Annotated in this window: 21 protein-coding genes; 19 read left to right on the forward strand and 2 right to left on the reverse strand. The window is 34.0% G+C overall.

Translation table 11 applies throughout. The annotated features are described in order from the left end of the window. The 4 genes from BUE24_RS24030 to BUE24_RS23750 all read left to right on the forward strand — a co-directional run. Nucleotides 1–2,651, forward strand: a 2,651-nt coding sequence (locus tag BUE24_RS24030) for an RHS repeat domain-containing protein (RefSeq protein WP_425290170.1), incomplete at its 5' end; no start/stop codon positions are given. 5 nt (nucleotides 2,652–2,656) lie between these two features. After that, complete coding sequence (locus BUE24_RS18895; RefSeq protein ID WP_073319610.1) at nucleotides 2,657–3,076, forward strand: hypothetical protein; 420 nt, start codon at nucleotides 2,657–2,659, stop codon at nucleotides 3,074–3,076. 1,122 nt (nucleotides 3,077–4,198) lie between these two features. Beyond that, nucleotides 4,199–4,483 carry a hypothetical protein gene (locus tag BUE24_RS23745; protein WP_139242052.1) on the forward strand — a complete coding sequence of 95 codons (285 nt, stop codon included), beginning with the start codon at nucleotides 4,199–4,201 and terminating at the stop codon, nucleotides 4,481–4,483. Between the two features lie 65 nt (nucleotides 4,484–4,548). Beyond that, nucleotides 4,549–5,052 carry a hypothetical protein gene (locus BUE24_RS23750; protein WP_139242053.1) on the forward strand — a complete coding sequence of 168 codons (504 nt, stop codon included), beginning with the start codon at nucleotides 4,549–4,551 and terminating at the stop codon, nucleotides 5,050–5,052. Here the strand turns inward: BUE24_RS23750 and BUE24_RS18915 are convergent. Beyond that, nucleotides 5,021–5,677 (reverse strand): DUF6090 family protein, encoded by a 657-nt coding sequence (locus BUE24_RS18915; RefSeq protein ID WP_073319619.1) that lies wholly within the window; start codon nucleotides 5,675–5,677, stop codon nucleotides 5,021–5,023. The genes BUE24_RS23750 and BUE24_RS18915 overlap by 32 nt on opposite strands. Before the next feature lie 607 nt (nucleotides 5,678–6,284). Between BUE24_RS18915 and BUE24_RS24035 the strand changes: the two genes are divergently transcribed. From BUE24_RS24035 to BUE24_RS18930, 5 genes are all read left to right on the forward strand, one after another. Further along, nucleotides 6,285–6,452, forward strand: a complete 168-nt coding sequence (locus BUE24_RS24035; protein ID WP_170864631.1) for a hypothetical protein — start codon at nucleotides 6,285–6,287, stop codon at nucleotides 6,450–6,452. Nucleotides 6,453–6,505: 53 nt separating this feature from the next. After that, on the forward strand, nucleotides 6,506–7,318 hold the full coding sequence (locus BUE24_RS18920; protein ID WP_073319622.1) for a hypothetical protein: 813 nt from the start codon (nucleotides 6,506–6,508) through the stop codon (nucleotides 7,316–7,318). A gap of 383 nt (nucleotides 7,319–7,701) precedes the next feature. Then, on the forward strand, nucleotides 7,702–7,878 hold the full coding sequence (locus tag BUE24_RS24040; protein ID WP_170864632.1) for a hypothetical protein: 177 nt from the start codon (nucleotides 7,702–7,704) through the stop codon (nucleotides 7,876–7,878). A gap of 22 nt (nucleotides 7,879–7,900) precedes the next feature. Next, nucleotides 7,901–8,587, forward strand: a complete 687-nt coding sequence (locus BUE24_RS18925; RefSeq protein ID WP_073319625.1) for a hypothetical protein — start codon at nucleotides 7,901–7,903, stop codon at nucleotides 8,585–8,587. A gap of 8 nt (nucleotides 8,588–8,595) precedes the next feature. Further along, the gene (locus tag BUE24_RS18930; RefSeq protein ID WP_073319628.1) at nucleotides 8,596–8,835 is read left to right on the forward strand and encodes a hypothetical protein; all 240 of its coding nucleotides are present in this window, start codon (nucleotides 8,596–8,598) and stop codon (nucleotides 8,833–8,835) included. Here the strand turns inward: BUE24_RS18930 and BUE24_RS18935 are convergent. Next, nucleotides 8,832–9,185, reverse strand: coding sequence for a helix-turn-helix domain-containing protein (locus BUE24_RS18935; protein ID WP_073319631.1), 354 nt, complete (start codon nucleotides 9,183–9,185; stop codon nucleotides 8,832–8,834). The two genes, BUE24_RS18930 and BUE24_RS18935, sit on opposite strands and share 4 nt — an antisense overlap. 228 nt (nucleotides 9,186–9,413) lie before the next feature. On the opposite strand from BUE24_RS18935, the gene BUE24_RS18940 reads away from it, so the two are divergent. The 10 genes from BUE24_RS18940 (at nucleotide 9,414) to BUE24_RS18980 (ending at nucleotide 16,086) form a co-directional block, all read left to right on the forward strand. Continuing rightward, the gene (locus BUE24_RS18940) at nucleotides 9,414–9,647 is read left to right on the forward strand and encodes a hypothetical protein (protein WP_073319634.1); all 234 of its coding nucleotides are present in this window, start codon (nucleotides 9,414–9,416) and stop codon (nucleotides 9,645–9,647) included. Nucleotides 9,648–9,650: 3 nt separating this feature from the next. Then, entirely contained in the window at nucleotides 9,651–9,929 is a 279-nt protein-coding gene (locus BUE24_RS18945) for a hypothetical protein (protein WP_073319637.1), read from the forward strand. A 10-nt stretch (nucleotides 9,930–9,939) separates the two neighbouring features. Beyond that, entirely contained in the window at nucleotides 9,940–10,179 is a 240-nt protein-coding gene (locus tag BUE24_RS23755; protein WP_139242054.1) for a hypothetical protein, read from the forward strand. A 154-nt stretch (nucleotides 10,180–10,333) separates the two neighbouring features. Continuing rightward, nucleotides 10,334–10,531, forward strand: coding sequence for a hypothetical protein (locus BUE24_RS18950; RefSeq protein WP_073319640.1), 198 nt, complete (start codon nucleotides 10,334–10,336; stop codon nucleotides 10,529–10,531). 247 nt (nucleotides 10,532–10,778) lie between these two features. Next, the gene (locus tag BUE24_RS18960; RefSeq protein WP_073319646.1) at nucleotides 10,779–13,670 is read left to right on the forward strand and encodes a primase-helicase family protein; all 2,892 of its coding nucleotides are present in this window, start codon (nucleotides 10,779–10,781) and stop codon (nucleotides 13,668–13,670) included. Between the two features lie 11 nt (nucleotides 13,671–13,681). Next, complete coding sequence (locus tag BUE24_RS18965; protein ID WP_073319649.1) at nucleotides 13,682–13,975, forward strand: hypothetical protein; 294 nt, start codon at nucleotides 13,682–13,684, stop codon at nucleotides 13,973–13,975. Continuing rightward, complete coding sequence (locus BUE24_RS18970) at nucleotides 13,962–14,216, forward strand: hypothetical protein (RefSeq protein WP_073319652.1); 255 nt, start codon at nucleotides 13,962–13,964, stop codon at nucleotides 14,214–14,216. The genes BUE24_RS18965 and BUE24_RS18970 overlap by 14 nt, the downstream gene beginning before the upstream one ends. A gap of 145 nt (nucleotides 14,217–14,361) precedes the next feature. After that, complete coding sequence (locus BUE24_RS18975; protein ID WP_170864633.1) at nucleotides 14,362–15,039, forward strand: PspA/IM30 family protein; 678 nt, start codon at nucleotides 14,362–14,364, stop codon at nucleotides 15,037–15,039. 28 nt (nucleotides 15,040–15,067) lie between these two features. Then, nucleotides 15,068–15,223 (forward strand): hypothetical protein, encoded by a 156-nt coding sequence (locus BUE24_RS24045; protein ID WP_170864634.1) that lies wholly within the window; start codon nucleotides 15,068–15,070, stop codon nucleotides 15,221–15,223. Continuing rightward, a complete protein-coding gene (locus BUE24_RS18980; protein ID WP_073319658.1) occupies nucleotides 15,220–16,086 on the forward strand; it encodes a DNA adenine methylase in 867 nt (288 codons plus the stop codon). The genes BUE24_RS24045 and BUE24_RS18980 overlap by 4 nt, the downstream gene beginning before the upstream one ends. Nucleotides 16,087–16,095 lie beyond the last annotated feature (9 nt).

Here is a 16,095-nt window from a genome sequence, read left to right on the forward strand (position 1 = left end):
ATTTTGGGAATCTCTCATATGTACTACCACCCAAGGTGACTGTAGCCAATGGCGTAAGTCAGAGTGAGCTCGCCGAACTCTGTTACCAATACAAATACGATTACAGAAACCGATTGGTTGAAAAGAAGATCCCTGGCAAAGGATGGGAGTATATTGTGTACAACAAACTGGATCAACCGGTCATGACTCAGGATGCGAATCTAAGGAGTAAAAACCAATGGTTGTTTACCAAATATGACAGACATGGTCGTGTTGCGTATACGGGATTGATTGGTAATAGTAGTGGCCGTATCCCTATGCAAGAATCTGCAGATAACACGGTTGTGTACACCCAACATGAAAGCAAACAAAGCAGTGCACAAACTATAGCGGGTACCACGATATATTATAGTAACAATGCCATCCCACAAGGGATTGCAGAAATCCATACGATCAATTATTATGATGATTACAATTTTGATCGTCATGGTATGGACAAGCCAGCAACTGTATACGGGGTAACGACTACAGATCAAGTAAGAAGTTTACCTACAGGGACCAAGGTAAGAGTATTGGATACCAATAACTGGATTACCACAGTAACGGCTTATGACAATAAAGGAAGAGCGATTTGGATAGGAAATAGAAACCATTACCTAAGTACCATCGATAAGACTTCGATGAAACTGGACTTTACCGGTAGAGTAGAAGAGACGACTACCTCCCATGTTAAAAATGGAAGTACACCTTTGATCACAGTAGATACCTTTACCTATGATCATACAGGGAGACTGCTTACCCAAACCCAAAAGATCAATGATCAGGATGTAGAGTTGATTGTAAACAACACCTATGATGAATTAGGACAACTGGTCAGCAAGAAAGTGGGCGGTACTTCGACTACGCTCAGCACCCAAGGAACCCTGAGCGGAGCTGAAGGGTTACAGCAAGTAGACTACACCTACAACATCAGAGGATGGTTAAAGACAATCAATGATCCCAATAATCTAGGAGATGATCTATTTGCCTTTGGGATCAATTACAATACCACTACAGAGAACTTGTATGCAAGTAAGTTATACAATGGAAATATTAGTGAGACGATTTGGAGAACGGCCAATGATAATACCAAAAGAGCCTATGGATACCGTTATGATGCATTAAACCGCTTTGTAGCAGCTACTGATAATGATAACAAATATGTAGTATCTAGTATTACCTACGATAAGATGGGGAATATAGAATCCTTAGCTAGAAACGGTTGGCAGAACAGTGCTAGTTATGGCAATATGGATGTATTAGCCTATGACTATGATAGCGGTAACAAACTCATAAAAGTAACAGATGCTGGAAACAAAGATTACGGCTTTAAAGATGGCACCAATACCAACGATGATTTTGAGTATGATGCTAATGGCAACATGATCATAGACCGCAACAAAGGAATCTCATCCATCACTTATAATTATTTGAATTTACCCGAAACAGTTTCGATAAGCAATAGTGAGGGTACAGGAACAATTGCTTATATTTACGACGCCACTGGAGCGAAACAAAAGAAGATCGTAACAGAGGGAAGTTCTATAACAACGGAGTATGCTGGTAACTATGTATACAAAAACGGAAATCTGGAGTTCTTTAACCACCCAGAAGGATATATAGAAAAAGAAGCTGATGGGTATAAGTATGTGTATCAATTTAAGGATCATCTGGATAATATCAGGTTATCCTATAAGGATGCTAACAAAGATGGTGCAATTACCCAGGATGAGATTGTACAAGAAAAGAATTATTATCCTTTTGGACTAGAACATAAAGGATACAATAATACTATTGTTGGTCAGAAGTATAATTATAAACAATATCAGAGTCAAGAATTTACGGAAGATCTTGGTTTGAATACTCATGAATGGAAATATCGAGTTAGTGATCCCGCTATTGGGAGATTCTGGCAAATAGATCCTTTAGCTGAAGATTATGTTTATAATGGGACTTATAATTTTGCTGAAAATAGAGTTATTGATGGAAATGAATTAGAGGGTTTAGAATGGACAAGATTTGAGAATCCAGATGGCAGCACACATTACTCAGTTCATTATAAAGTTTTGAACAGTACAACACAAGACTCCAAGTATGAAATGAGTAGTAAAGAAGTTAAACAAAATGCTGAATTAATTAAAAGCCAAACAGAAAGCTCTTTTTCTGGAAAAGATGCTGATGGAAATAATGTTACTGTAAGCGCGACTTATGAAATAGTTGATAGTGTAGAAGATGGTGATTTTTATGTTGATTTTGTAGATAAAGTTGGGATAAAAGGAATTCCTTCCGAAAATACTCCGATAGCCTTTAGATTAGCGGAAGGTAAGGTTGATGAGATAGGTAATAGTGAATCAAATAGGATACAAATATCTAGTTTTATGAATACCAGTGAAGAAGATTTTGCTACGACAGGAGCTCATGAACTGGGGCACACAGTAGGCTTAAGTCATCAAAATGATGAATCAAATACGAGAAATCCAAATCCTGTCATAGAGTCAATGGGTAGAGATAACTTAATGCGCAGCCCTCAAAGTTCTGATAAAATAACCCCACAGCAAAGATCTCATATGAGGCAGTTTATACCTCGTGCAAGAACAGTTTCGACAATAAAACCTTTAGGAATAGTTAATTAGAAAAAATGAAGAAAATTATTACAGCCCTATTTTTTGTGATTTTTATTTATAATTGTGGTGTAAGCCAAAATTATTCTATTGATTATAATAACTCTGAACCTAGTGATAAGCAGGAATCAGTCATAAATGAAATAAAAAAAGACAACGAAATATTGCTTTTTTTTGATGGGGGTTATGTAAATGATAAAATCCAACTTTTTGCAGATGGCACTCAAGTTTTTGAAGACATAATATCCACGGATAACACTTTAGGTGTTGCAAAAGATTATAAATTACTTAATTCTATTAAAAAAATTAGGATTAAGATCAATGATAATATAGATATAAGTTTAGATGTAAAAAAAGAGTATTCTTTTATTAATATAGATAAGAAAAAAGAAAAAATTCAAGTGGAATATAGAAAGTTTTATAAATCATATCAATAAAAACATTTCCTCTGCTAGCGCTAATCTTTTACTAGTGCTGGGTATGAGTAAGATACAAAACCCGATAGCGCGGATTTGCAATCCGTGCCCAGTATGAGTAAGAACTATTGGTAAATATAGAAACAGCTACTATAATGTAGCTGTTTTTTTATTAAACAAAAATAGAATATATTCATCGTAACCCTGTTGTTAAGAAAATTGTTGTAGCACCGAAGGATTATGTATTTAGTTCTGCAAGAAATTATGCAGATTTAGATCATGAGTTAGACATTGTCGTTTTACCTTTGTTTTGAAGAAGACAGTACCTTATGTGGCACGGATCGCAAATCCACGCTGTCGGAACAGAACAAGCTATATTTTTGATAGCTTTAGCTATTTTCGATATTTTTTATATCGTTAAGTATTTTGTACTACCACAAATTAAAAAGCAAAAAGAATGAATCTCTATTGCTCCAATAACACAAACTTGTAATTCGTGCGATAAAGAAATATAAAAGCCGGTAACACTAATTTTACTGGCTTTTTTGATTTATACAGTTTTATAGAAGGGTAAAAAACAAACAGCCACTATCCAGCGGCTGTTTTTTATGACGATATGCGATCTTGGGGATCAATATGTTGAGGCTGGACTTATGTTTCTTTTTAGAGGCAACATTGGGTTACTTACTTTATGTTTCACAAAACCAAACCGTTTTTTCGTTTCTATAGTATAAAAGTAGGTGATCCATTGTCTATAAATGGTTGATTTAGGGTCAAACCCGATTTGCTGTAGACGAATGGTAGGATTGCTGTCGATAAAACAAAAAATAGCGTGGAGTATGCATCCACGCTATTTATTTCACCAACTCTATTTAAAAACAAAACTCGCCACCTTATCGATGAATCGAATGCGAACAAGCAGCGGGCAGTTCTTTTATAAATTTAATAATCGAAGGAAGGTGTACTCTAAATACATTTTTTAAAATCATCATTGCTTTTTTATATATAACGCTTGATTGCTTGTTGCACCTACCCCCAAACATCAAAAAAAGTAATAAACGATTATATCACAAACAGTTAACGATTTGGTAAAGTCGATAAGCCCAGTAATGATGTAATTTTACGCGCCCAAAAATAATGGCTATGAAAAAGAAAATGCTGCGGCCTTTGCACTATAGGTCACGTTTGGATACCATGATAGAAATGAGCTATAAGGATAGCAATGCGTTGATCGCAAAAGACCTTGACGACAATGTCTTCTTTTTGTGTAATGGCATATATCTGGTAAATGGCCAATTGCAATCTCAATCCCTGACTGCCTTAAAAAATACCTTCACAAAAGTGATCAATCAATCCAAATGGTGCGAGTTTGATGGTAAAATCTATGACTTTACCTCATCAAACACGCTTTTATCATCTAAAACGTGAGATAGAAGGTAAAAAAACAGAAATCTTGTATCTTGTGGGAGAACATGATATAAATTCACATCCTTTTGAACAGAAAAGAACTTCTTTGGCTACTAGGGTCAATTATTGCAATAGGCATTTTCAATTTTATCTTATTGGGATGGGATAGCTTAAAGAATACAGCACATACCGATATTAATATCTACGATACTTATTTTGTACTTCCTAAGTCATTCTTCTTTATTCTCTATTTTGTATTATTTCTTTTTCTGGTATACCTGGTTAGGGTACTAGCAAAACGGTTCAGGAATATGTTTGGGAATGTGGTTTTCATGATCACAACGATATCTTTTATCGTGATGCTTACTTTTGTTATAGGAATAGGGCAAGAAATCATTCGACATGATAATACGCATGATGGATTAGTAACTCATGATCCTGTAAAGGATTTTATGACTATAGTTTTTAATGTCGTACGAATATTGCAAGCTCTGTTATGTGTATTCTTAGCATTTACAGGAATCCAAACTGGGAAGATACTATCTTTAAAAAAAATGGCTAATGCAACTCCCGATCAAAAATCGCAATAATACTATCGCATTGTGTAATTCCTTTTTCGGTGGCATCCATCTGTATCTTATAACTGCCCGCCAGGCTTTGTACGATTCTTTTTAGGAGTTTTTCATCTTCAAAGGGAAATTCATTACTTCTCATTTTGTCAAAATCGGCATGGTAGATATAGTACTTACCCAGATATTCTTTATGGATAATTTCTTGCCGTTCATACGCTTTTAGGATAGTATGCAAATCGGCAGAATAGTATTTTTGGATGGCCGATTTGAGTTTCAGATCCTCAAAAAGGGTAAGATCTCCAGAATTGATCAAGGTATTGTAGGTAACATCCTGGGGTACAAACTCCACCAAATTAGAGATCTGAAACACCTTCCTGATGATGCTCATTTTTTGTGGCGAATCGGTATTGAGATGTGGTATAATCTCGTTGGTACTTTTTTGAAAATCGGTTAGGGTTTGCAGGTTGTTCTCTAGTGTCTTTTTATCGGTTTGGATATCGTTTTTTAGGTTGGTGAGGTAAGCGGCTCTTAGGTCTCGATCTTTTAACCGTTCAGAATATTTATTAAGACTAAAAGCAATAGTAATCCCTATGATCACGATTAGGGTTTCCCCCAACGCGTATCTCCAATTGATTTTTTTCATATTCCCAAAGATGATTTACTGCTTTAAGGTAGTAATTTATCATGACATGCATATAACAAAAAACACGATCAAAGCAGCGCTCTTTGATCGTTTATCTTATAATTAAAAATCAGATAGTTATAATGAGTTTCTAGAAAATTCGATAACTTTTCGATAACAATTTTCAAAAAAGTACTTATTTAACTTTAAATCTTAATCCCCCACACCCCCTAATAATCTTAACAGGAAAAACTGTAATTAGGTCACAAAAACGCACAATTTTTATTCAAAAATTCCGCCTTTTTGAGTTGTTATTGTTTTGACAAAAATATGAATAGTTTATAACCAGTATAGAGACACGCAAAATTTGGGTATTTATCGATTAAGCGAATTACAGAAAGCAAGAAATTTCCTTATTTATTTATAATTTTATTTTTACACTAACTTTTCAATAATTTTTGTATTTCTGTATTTTTAATAGAAAAGTAGATGTAATCAACTGAAAAACAGGTGTGTATATAAAATACAGAAAAAAATACAAAAAATACAGAAATACAGAATTTTGTAATATCCTATATTTGTTATTATTACTTACCCCTAGAATATTCAAACCCTTAAATATTTTAAAATGAAAAAGACATTGCTACTATTGTTTTTTATTGGCTTATCCATATCTAGTTGCGAAACTTCTAATACTAATGAGGAAATTGGTCTCGAAATTCTGGATCCCTATTCTACAGGACAAGGTGAAGTTGGTGATCCTTCTGACGATGATGATGAAGAGGGAGGAGCTTAGTTAGATTAAACAATAATCGCTGAACGAATATGACTTAATACTCTTTTAACCAGATGCTTGATTTAATAAAGACGTTTTTTGAAACTTCAAAAGAAAGGATAAAAAATCCATTAATTGGCACATTTATCATTTCTTGGATAGCAATTAACTGGAGACCTATAGCCGTGTTTTTGTTTTCTGAACACACAATAGAAAATAGGATTGAACATATTATATCTTCCTACTCTTCATATTGGTCTTTAGTCTTGTATCCATCTTTTTTAGCAATCGCTTATGTAATTATTCTTCCCTACTTCATGCTGTTAATAGATGAATTGACAAAATTTTCTACTCTAGCACGGAAAAGAAATGCACTGAATAATGTCCTTTCCGAATATGATGGTAAATTACAGATTGCAAAGTTAGAAAGTGAATTAGAGAATATCAAAGCAGGAAGAAGAGATGTGTCGGATTTGAATGATGAGATAGAACGTCTAAGAAATCAATTAGATGAAAGAGAAAACTCTATAGATGATTTAAGTAGGAAATTAGAGAATCGGGAAAACAGTCACGCAGAATTTAGATCTCACGTTTTTGATATAGCAAATAAAGGTTATTCGGAAAAAGAACTTAAAGAATTTGCTTTTGAAAAGGAATACGAATGGTTTAAAAAGGATTCATTGTTCAGAGACTTTTTAGATAATGGTACCAGCATCGTTCGATCTAATTCTTTTCCCCCAGATGTAGATGATGGTACAATTCAGGCATATATTGATTATGATCTTGTCAATCGAATTGCGAAGGGCAATAATATAGCATATGTCTTTTCAAGTAAAGGAAGACAATTATGGGATAGAGTGATCGAAGATAATGCTGATCTGGATTAATTTATTCTATCGTAAAAAGATAAAATTCTTTATACTTGATACAAATTAATCCCACCTTAAAGTTTATCATTTAATAAATGATAAAATACGGTTTTCATGTTTCCTTATCTCACAAAGATCCAAAGTAACAAATTACGGAAAACCGTAATAAAATTAGGACTTAACAAGGATTTGGTGTGACACATTTTTAAAAAGTTTTGTGGTTTTTCCGTATTCGGTTAATGGGGAATAATCCCTAAATTTGAATTCTAAAAACGGTACAAGTACCATGAATTATTATTTATGTACTATGGTTAATTGCCGATGCACTAAAGAATAGAAATTTCCTGATTTTCTTGATTCTCGATGCTTTATCTTTGAGGGAATCTTAAAAATTGAGCAAAATGAGAAAATTATTTTTTAGTCTATTGATCATAGTTGGAGCCTTATTCATGGTAAGTTGCGAAACACCAGAAAGCAATGAAGAGATTTCACAAATTGAACTTTATTCAACAGAACAAGGAGATAATATCAACACAAGCGGTTCAGGAAACGAAGAATCGGACAACGGAGAAGAATAGCACAAATTTCATATACTACTTTTTGGCGGTAGTCTGTTCTATCGCCTTTTTTACTTATGAGTTTATTCCTCAGAACTCTCAAGAATTTAAAGATGCGTTAGCAGCTCATAAATCTGCAAAAGCTGAACGCACAAAAGCATTAAATGCATTAAAAAAGAGCCAGGAAGGAACTCCTTTATATAATGAATACTATAAACAAAAGGTAAAAACTGACCGTGCGTTTGAAGCCTATAGAATAGCTGAACAAAAAGAACACTTCTTGGCATTCGATAATCTTAAACAGTTTCTAGGGGAGTTTGGTTGGGCTTTAGGACTTTTCATCTATTCATTGTTTAATGTTTTTGTTACTTTTTTACGAAAAGAGAAAAAGTGGCCCGGTGAAATCGCGCTCCATGGAACTTTAATTTTCATATCATTTTATTTTATAGCATATTGCTTCAAGATGAAAGACTTTGAAGCTTATCAATACATAGTTTCTGCATTTTTAATGTCATGCTTTATTGTCACCGCTACGTATTATTTAGTACGCTATAAGAATCAATATATATCTAGTCTCAGAAGAAACAATGAAAGACTGTTAAGGAATATTAAAAGAGCGACTAGGTTCATTGTTAGAGATACAAGAAAAGACTGGGTGCCGGAAGAAAAAAATATTGAATATACAAAACAGATAGCTGAATTTAATAATTCGTTAGAACCCCTAGAATAAAATTAGATATGAAATTTAAGAATTTGGTAGATGAACTTCATAAACGTTCAGAGTTTTATGATGATGACATCCTACAGGAATTGGAGGGGCATTTAATAAAGGATCTTGAAGAGAATATTAAGCAAGATGATAAAAGGCGCTCTGAAATGATAGAGAAAATTAGGGATAACAAAATTGATTTATCAATATTGAAAAACACCATCCTGACTAAGTATAATTCAAAAATAAAGCTAAACGATATTAGTTAATCTTCTTTCTTTAAGAGGCTTATTACCCCACTTTTAATTATTTCATCAAAGTCAACATTAAGAATATGTCCAAGTTGTTCATAGACTTTGGTTCGGAACCCTTCTACTTTCATAGCTTGGTCCCAATTTTCTACACAATCTAAAGCTGCCTTCCGGATTTTACTATCCATCTGATCTAAGTCAGGTTGATTGTCAAAATCGTTAAGAATTTTAATGACACTTTGTGATACATTTCTGTTACCCTGTTCCCAGCTTTGTACCGCTCTTTTAGAAACACCTACTATTTCTGCAAGATTTTGTTGAGTTAATCCGTGTTTTTCTCTAAATTCTTTAATTTCTAAAGCGTTCATAATCAATATTTTGGGTAGGTAAAATATGTTAAAATAACACAAAGTGTTACAATAATTTGGAAATGTAACACATTGTGATATATATTTGTGGTGTAATTCAACAACAATACGCCAAATATATGAAAACTATTGCTAAAATACGCACAATGTGCGAACGAAAAGCGAACGATTTCCCTTCCATTCATTTGTCTTATTATCAGAGAGATAACCTCTTAAAACTATAGTGGTATGAAACACAGAATAAGAGCGTTGTACGCAAAAATTGAAGATAAACAGAAGTTTATTAATCGGTTAGCCGAGATATTTGATCTTAACCCTCGATCTATTCAAAATCATTGGTTTGGGAAAGTATTTAGCATTCCTAAAAGATATGTGGAACAGGTGTTATTACTTCTCGAAGAAACCATACAGAACCAAATTGTTGAATTAACCGAATTGGTTAATCCATCTCAAAAAATATAGATCATGCCAAGTAAAACGATTAAGATGGATGGTAGGGAATATTATGTGGTTGATAAAGCAGTCATGAAAGACTTAGTGCATGAGGCATACATCAAGGAAAAAACAACTACTAATCAATCGGTTTGTACGGCAAAAAAGGCTAAAGAAATTCTGGGATGTAGAACCACCAAATTCTATCAAATTCAGAAAGACCCTAAATGCAAGTTGAGGAAGTCTACAGTAAAAGGAAAGTATATCCTGGCAAGTGTGCATGAAGAACTTAAACGAATAAGTAACTCTTAAATCAATCGATATGATTACGATATTAAACTATATAACTCCAGATCTTTTGCTACTGTTTTTACTCATAGTTATTGGGCTATCCATTAGTGTTTTTTTACATCTAAAAACCTATACCGTTAACCGATCTGGTAAAGCAGAATTAGCTAAAGAACCAACGGTATTGAAGATACTAGTCTTATTCGCTTTTATTGTCTGGTTAGGATATACCTGTTACCACATAGCCAATTTAGAAATTGAACATTTCCATTAGTTAAATAAAGAATTACAAAAACATATTCCCTCATAAAGTAAGGGGGACCATTCGTCAGATTGCAATTGTAGCCTAAAGGATACCTAGAAAATTGCTCTAGGTATCTGTGTAGGAATCATAAGAACATTATTAATCATTTAAAAGTCCAGAAATCATGCAAACCGATAAATATTTTACTCAATCCAATGTCGATATCACTCATAGAATTGAGGAAGGAAGAACTTTATTCTTTACTACCTCTCAAAAAGAAGAGGCAAAGTTCTATGCCAAACAACAAAAAAGCTATGTATATGAAGTATTCACCTATCAGAAGAACAATAAGGTTTTAGCAGGATACGGTGTGCCTAAATAGTAACTAATCGAATTAAGACTTTCATCATGAATCAACTATCAAAACAACAATGCGAGTTACGGTTAAGTAGCTATAAAGCTCAACTTGAAAAATTATTAGATCTGAATGTGGAGCAACTGGGACACTTTAATGTTAAGAAATACACTTTAAACCGAAAATATCTAGAAGGTAAAATCGAATACTACCAATCGAAAATAGATACTATTAAGGCTAGTACAATAAAGGTTCACCATTCAGAAACGGTTTAATGAGCGAATACAAATACGATAAAAAAACTATTCTCGAAAAAACCAATAATGGTTTAGACGTATTTAAACACATTTATCCAGATTGTGAAAAAAATGGTCGTTTGGTACCCTTCAAAACACATGAAGAAGCTACACCAAGTACCATGATCAAGGAGTTCAAAAATGGTTATATGATGACCAATTTTGGAGATGATGGTAAAGCAATCAGTTGTTTTGATGCTGTTATGCAAAAGGAGGGATTAAAGTATTTTGGGGAAGCCTGTAAGTGGATTGCTTCAGAACTCAATATTCCAGGATTAGAGACCACTTTTAACAAAGGCGAAATCGAATTCAAAGCCCCTTTGAAAGATGATAAAAAAGGAGATTGTCATTTTGAGTATAATCAAATGATTAGCGAAGTACATTTAAAAGTTCTTGGGCCTTTGGTAACTGAAGAAGTTTGTAAAAAGTACCATATCAAGAGCTGTAAGAAATTCATAAGAGTAGTAGAGCCCAAAACCCCCAAAGAACATAAGCTATTACGAGTTATCACTACTGCAACCGATAAGTACCCCATATTCGTTATAGACATGGGAAAATGGCAAAAGATATATCAACCGCTTAACCCAGATAAACAGTATCGTTTTAGTTATGCAGGTAACAAACCACAAGACTTTCTTTTTGGAGTAGAAAATTTAATCAGAGAATACAATAGTTATAACCCAGATTATGACGATGACGACGATGACGATGACAGATTGCCAAGGGTATTTATTGGGGCAGGGGATCGAGACTCTTTAAATATAGCATCACTTAACGAACCGGTAGTATGGCAAAATAGTGAAACGGCAATTCTATCCCATGATGACTATTATAACAAACTACTCAAATATGCCAAAGAGGTAATTTACATTGGTGACCTTGATGATACAGGGGTTAAGCAAACGGTTAAAATGGCCCTTTCTCATATCGATATCAAAATAGCGTGGTTGCCAGATTGGATAAAAGATAGGACCTATCGTGGTAAGCCCAGAAAAGATTTTACTGACTGGATTAAGTTGGTACATGATCCACAAAAACCGGATAAACTTAAAACCTCTTTTAATAAGATCCTTAACAATGCGGAACCTGCTCGATTTTGGGATATTAAACGAAACAAACAGGGAGATTTTAAGGGCTATACGTTAAGTAATGAGCGATTGTATAAATTCTTGACTTATAATGGATATTACATCTACAAAGAATTGCCAGATCAGCCGGAATTTGATTATGTACGAATTGAGAATGGAATTGTTAAGAAAGTATTTTACAGAGATCTTAATAATTTTCCAGCTAACTATCTTAAATCAAAATATAAGCCTACCTCATTAGTCGATTTCATACACCGAAGCGCCCAATTAAAGGAAAGTTCCCTAGCCAAGATCCCAGAAAAACCGATCGATTTTAAGGATAGTGATTTTGATTACCAATTACTATTCTTTCAAAACAAGATTTGGGAAATTACCAAAGATGAGATTAAGGAGTATGGATATGGTAAAATGGATGATGTCTACGTATGGGATCATAAGATTATTCAGCATCGGGTTCGTATTAATAGAGATAAAGCCTTTGAAATAACACCGATAGGAACACGAGAGGATAATTCAACAATTTATGACATCAAAATACTTCGAAAGGACAATCACTTTTTAAACTATCTAATTAACACCAGTCGAGTACATTGGCGTGTTTGTGGTGATGAACCCTTTAAAAAAAGAATCAAGGCTATAAGGGAAACCGACCCGATTAAGCGTAAAGAAAAACTTCAAAATATACTTGCCGAAAAGGAAGCCTATCAGACCCAAAATCGCTTTGAGTTAGAGGAAGAAGGATTATCTCCAGAACAAATACAAGAACAGAAAGATCACTTAATTAATAAGATATTTTCATTTGGATATCTACTACACCGAAAAAAAGTAAGAAATAAACCTTGGGTAGTTTATGCAATGGATAATCGGATCAGTGATATATCAGATAGCAACGGAGGTTCTGGTAAATCTTTAATGTATGATCAAGCCGTTAGAAATGTTCTTCTGAGCAATAAATACATCAATGGTAGGGATCGAGAAGCTGTTAAGGACAAACACATGTTCTCTGGAGTTACTAAATCGACCGATTATGTACTTTTTGATGATTTAGATTCTTATTTCCCATTTACACGGTTTTTTACAGAAACTACAGGAGGATTCAATGTAAATGCCAAGTATAAAGATGCTTATACGATCCCATTCGAGGACTCTCCAAAAATAGCTATGACATCAAATTTTGGGATGTTTAAGCCTGACAGCAGTACCAAAAGAAGAGTGTTGTATAATGTATTCAGTGATTACTACCACTATAAAAGTGATCTGGATGAAACCGAACATAAGATCACTGATGATATATGCAAAATGTTGTTTAGTCAGTTTGATGAAAGTGAATGGAACGATTTCTATAATCTATCTGCTGAATGTATACAGTTTTTCTTGTGTACTGATGAAAAAATTATTCCCCCATTAGCCAATGTAGAAAAGCGAAATAGTCTTCAGACCATGGGAGATGCTTTTAAAGAATGGGCGGATTCTTATTTCGAACACAGATTGGATCAACAGATTGTGAAAACACAAGCGCAGACCGATTTTGAGGTGAAGAGCAAAGTAAAACCTTGGTCTTCGCAAAAGTTCAAAAAATCATTAAAAGAATGGTGCAAGTTTTATGGGTATGAGCTAAATCCCGAAGAAGTTCTCAATACTAATGGTTTTAATAAGCATACTCGACAAGGCGCAAGTACAGAATTCATTTATATAAAAACTAACGAAGAAAATGAAGTTGAAATTAAACATGAAGAATCGTTACCAGACGATTTGGACCCAACTGATGAACTAGAATTTTAATAGACAATGATATGAACGCTAGAGAGTATTCTGAAGATATGAGTCTTTGTTTAAAATACGGGATCACTATTTATCAGGTGTTTTATGCCAGAGGTCGATATAAAATCGCAGTCGCAAGAAATGGACATAAAACCAAAATTGGCGATGATATTTATGAGGACAAAGCATATGTGGACAAGACTACAAAAAAGCAAATACCCGCAGTTCACAAGAAAATACAAAACATGTATCGGTCTATGGCTGATAAAATCAGAAACAAAAAAACAACTTTAATCCATAAGCCTAGGAATAATGAGAGAGAATAATAAAAAACCGTTGCCTTGGTGTCCTACAAAGGAACAAGTGCATACAATCTATGTACAAGTGAGCACCAAAACTCTAAGAGATGAAATATTTGCCGCTATGCAGGAACATCGAAAGAAGAGTTTTGATCAAATCAAGAATATAAAAAAACTACTTCACCCAGAATGGGTAAAGATTGTGAAGTTTTTAGGTATCCCAAACGGTTATTATGCTCCAGATGGATTTTTTGACATGCCAGAATAAGTGCAAGCATAAGCATAAGAATATAACTACAGTAGTGATTCATGCAATTGTAAATGTTGAAGTGACACAGGAATATTGTCATTATTGCAAAAGGTTTATAGGAGAACAAAAAGTGGATTGTTAAATGAATGCAAACGATAATTATATGGATAAAACGTACAAGATTCCATCAAAAACAATTGAGGACAGGATAAGCTCCTTAAGCGCTATAACCGTATCGGTTTTATTGTATATATCAGGTTATGCGGTAAAGCTATCAGTTCTTTTCAATGATCTATTAAACGAAATAATACCTCATGAGTATCTAAGAATGATAGCCTCAGGTAGTACTGGGATTGCATTGGCAATGGGCCTATTAATCGTATCGGTTAACGAGAAACATAAAATAGTCTCCTGCATCATAGGGATAAGTGATTTTATGGCATTGCTGCTGATATTCAAAATATTTAAGGCTGATAGTATTGAGCAGTATAGTAAATGTTTTTTTATCAGTGGCTTTATGGCCTTTGTTGGATTCCATTTGATACAAACCTTTGTTCGAAAATATCAAGAAAGCAAATCATTTCGTGATCGTGAGCAACTTGCCGACCGATTAAAGCAAGAATTGAACGGATTAAAGCAAAAGGTAAGCAATACAAGTGCAGAACAGAACAAATTGAAGCAAGATGTTAGCAAAATGGAGCAAAAGAAGAGCGAAATGGAGCGAAAGATCAAGGAAACCACTTGCTCTAAATGCGGTAGATATTTCAATACAAAAAATGCTTTGAATGCCCACAAATGTAAACCTGAAGATATAGAAGCCTTCAAGGCTAAATCGAATTAAAAAGCAAACTCTTAAAACCTATATAACCATGAAAAAGCACATTGAAAAGGATACACTTTGGTCCAAAGTAACCGTAGCATCAATAGGAATATTAACCATAAGCTTGATTTCAATAGCATTAGATTCTCAAATGATACTTTGCTCTTTGGGGCTATTACCAAACATAATAAGATCAATAGAATGAGTGGAAACAAATCTAAACTAATCGCATTTAACTACTTTGGGGGTAAGTTCTCTCATTGTGATCAAATCTACCCGTACTTTCCTAATCAATTTAACCATTTTGTTGATTTGTTCGCAGGTAGTTTTGCAATGAGTTTGAACTACAGGAAAAATGTAATTAAAACCGCAAATGAAATCAACGGTGAAGTAACCAATTTTTTTACTGTCTTACGTGATCATACAGACGAATTAATTGTTCGGTTACTCCATACTCCCTGTTCTTTAGAAGAATATAACAATGCCTGGTATAACCATCCAACGGATAATATTGAAAATGCTAGGAGATATTTTGTTCGAGTTCGACAATCCTTTTTTGGTCTTGGTGCACAAAGAAAAAACAAAGGTTGGCACATGGCCAAGAGTCAGTTGAATGCAGCTGGAGGTGAAACCGTTAGCCGATGGAATAATGCAATACCTAAATTATATGAAGTTGCTGAAGTACTCCGAAGTGAATTTCAAATTTTAAATCTAGACTATAAAGAAGCAATAGTCAAAACGGACACCAAAAACACTTTTTTCTATTATGATCCTCCATATCCCAAAGAGTGCAGAGCATCATTTAATGATTATAGATTTGAATTTACAGACGACAACCATCGGGAGCTTGCTGAAGCAGCTCACAATACAAAGGGGTATGGAATGATAAGCGGATATGACTGCAAACTGATGAACGACCTGTATGGAGATTGGAACCGTATAAAATTACCAAAGAAAAAAAACAATATACGATCAGGAGAAGTACAGGAAGTTATCTGGTTCAATTATCCATTGAAAATGACAGAAAAAGCACAACTTAATTTGTTTGAAGAAATAAAAGAGATTTAATATGAGTGG

The sequence above is a fragment of the Aquimarina spongiae genome (genome assembly GCF_900141785.1).
Taxonomy (GTDB): domain Bacteria; phylum Bacteroidota; class Bacteroidia; order Flavobacteriales; family Flavobacteriaceae; genus Aquimarina; species Aquimarina spongiae.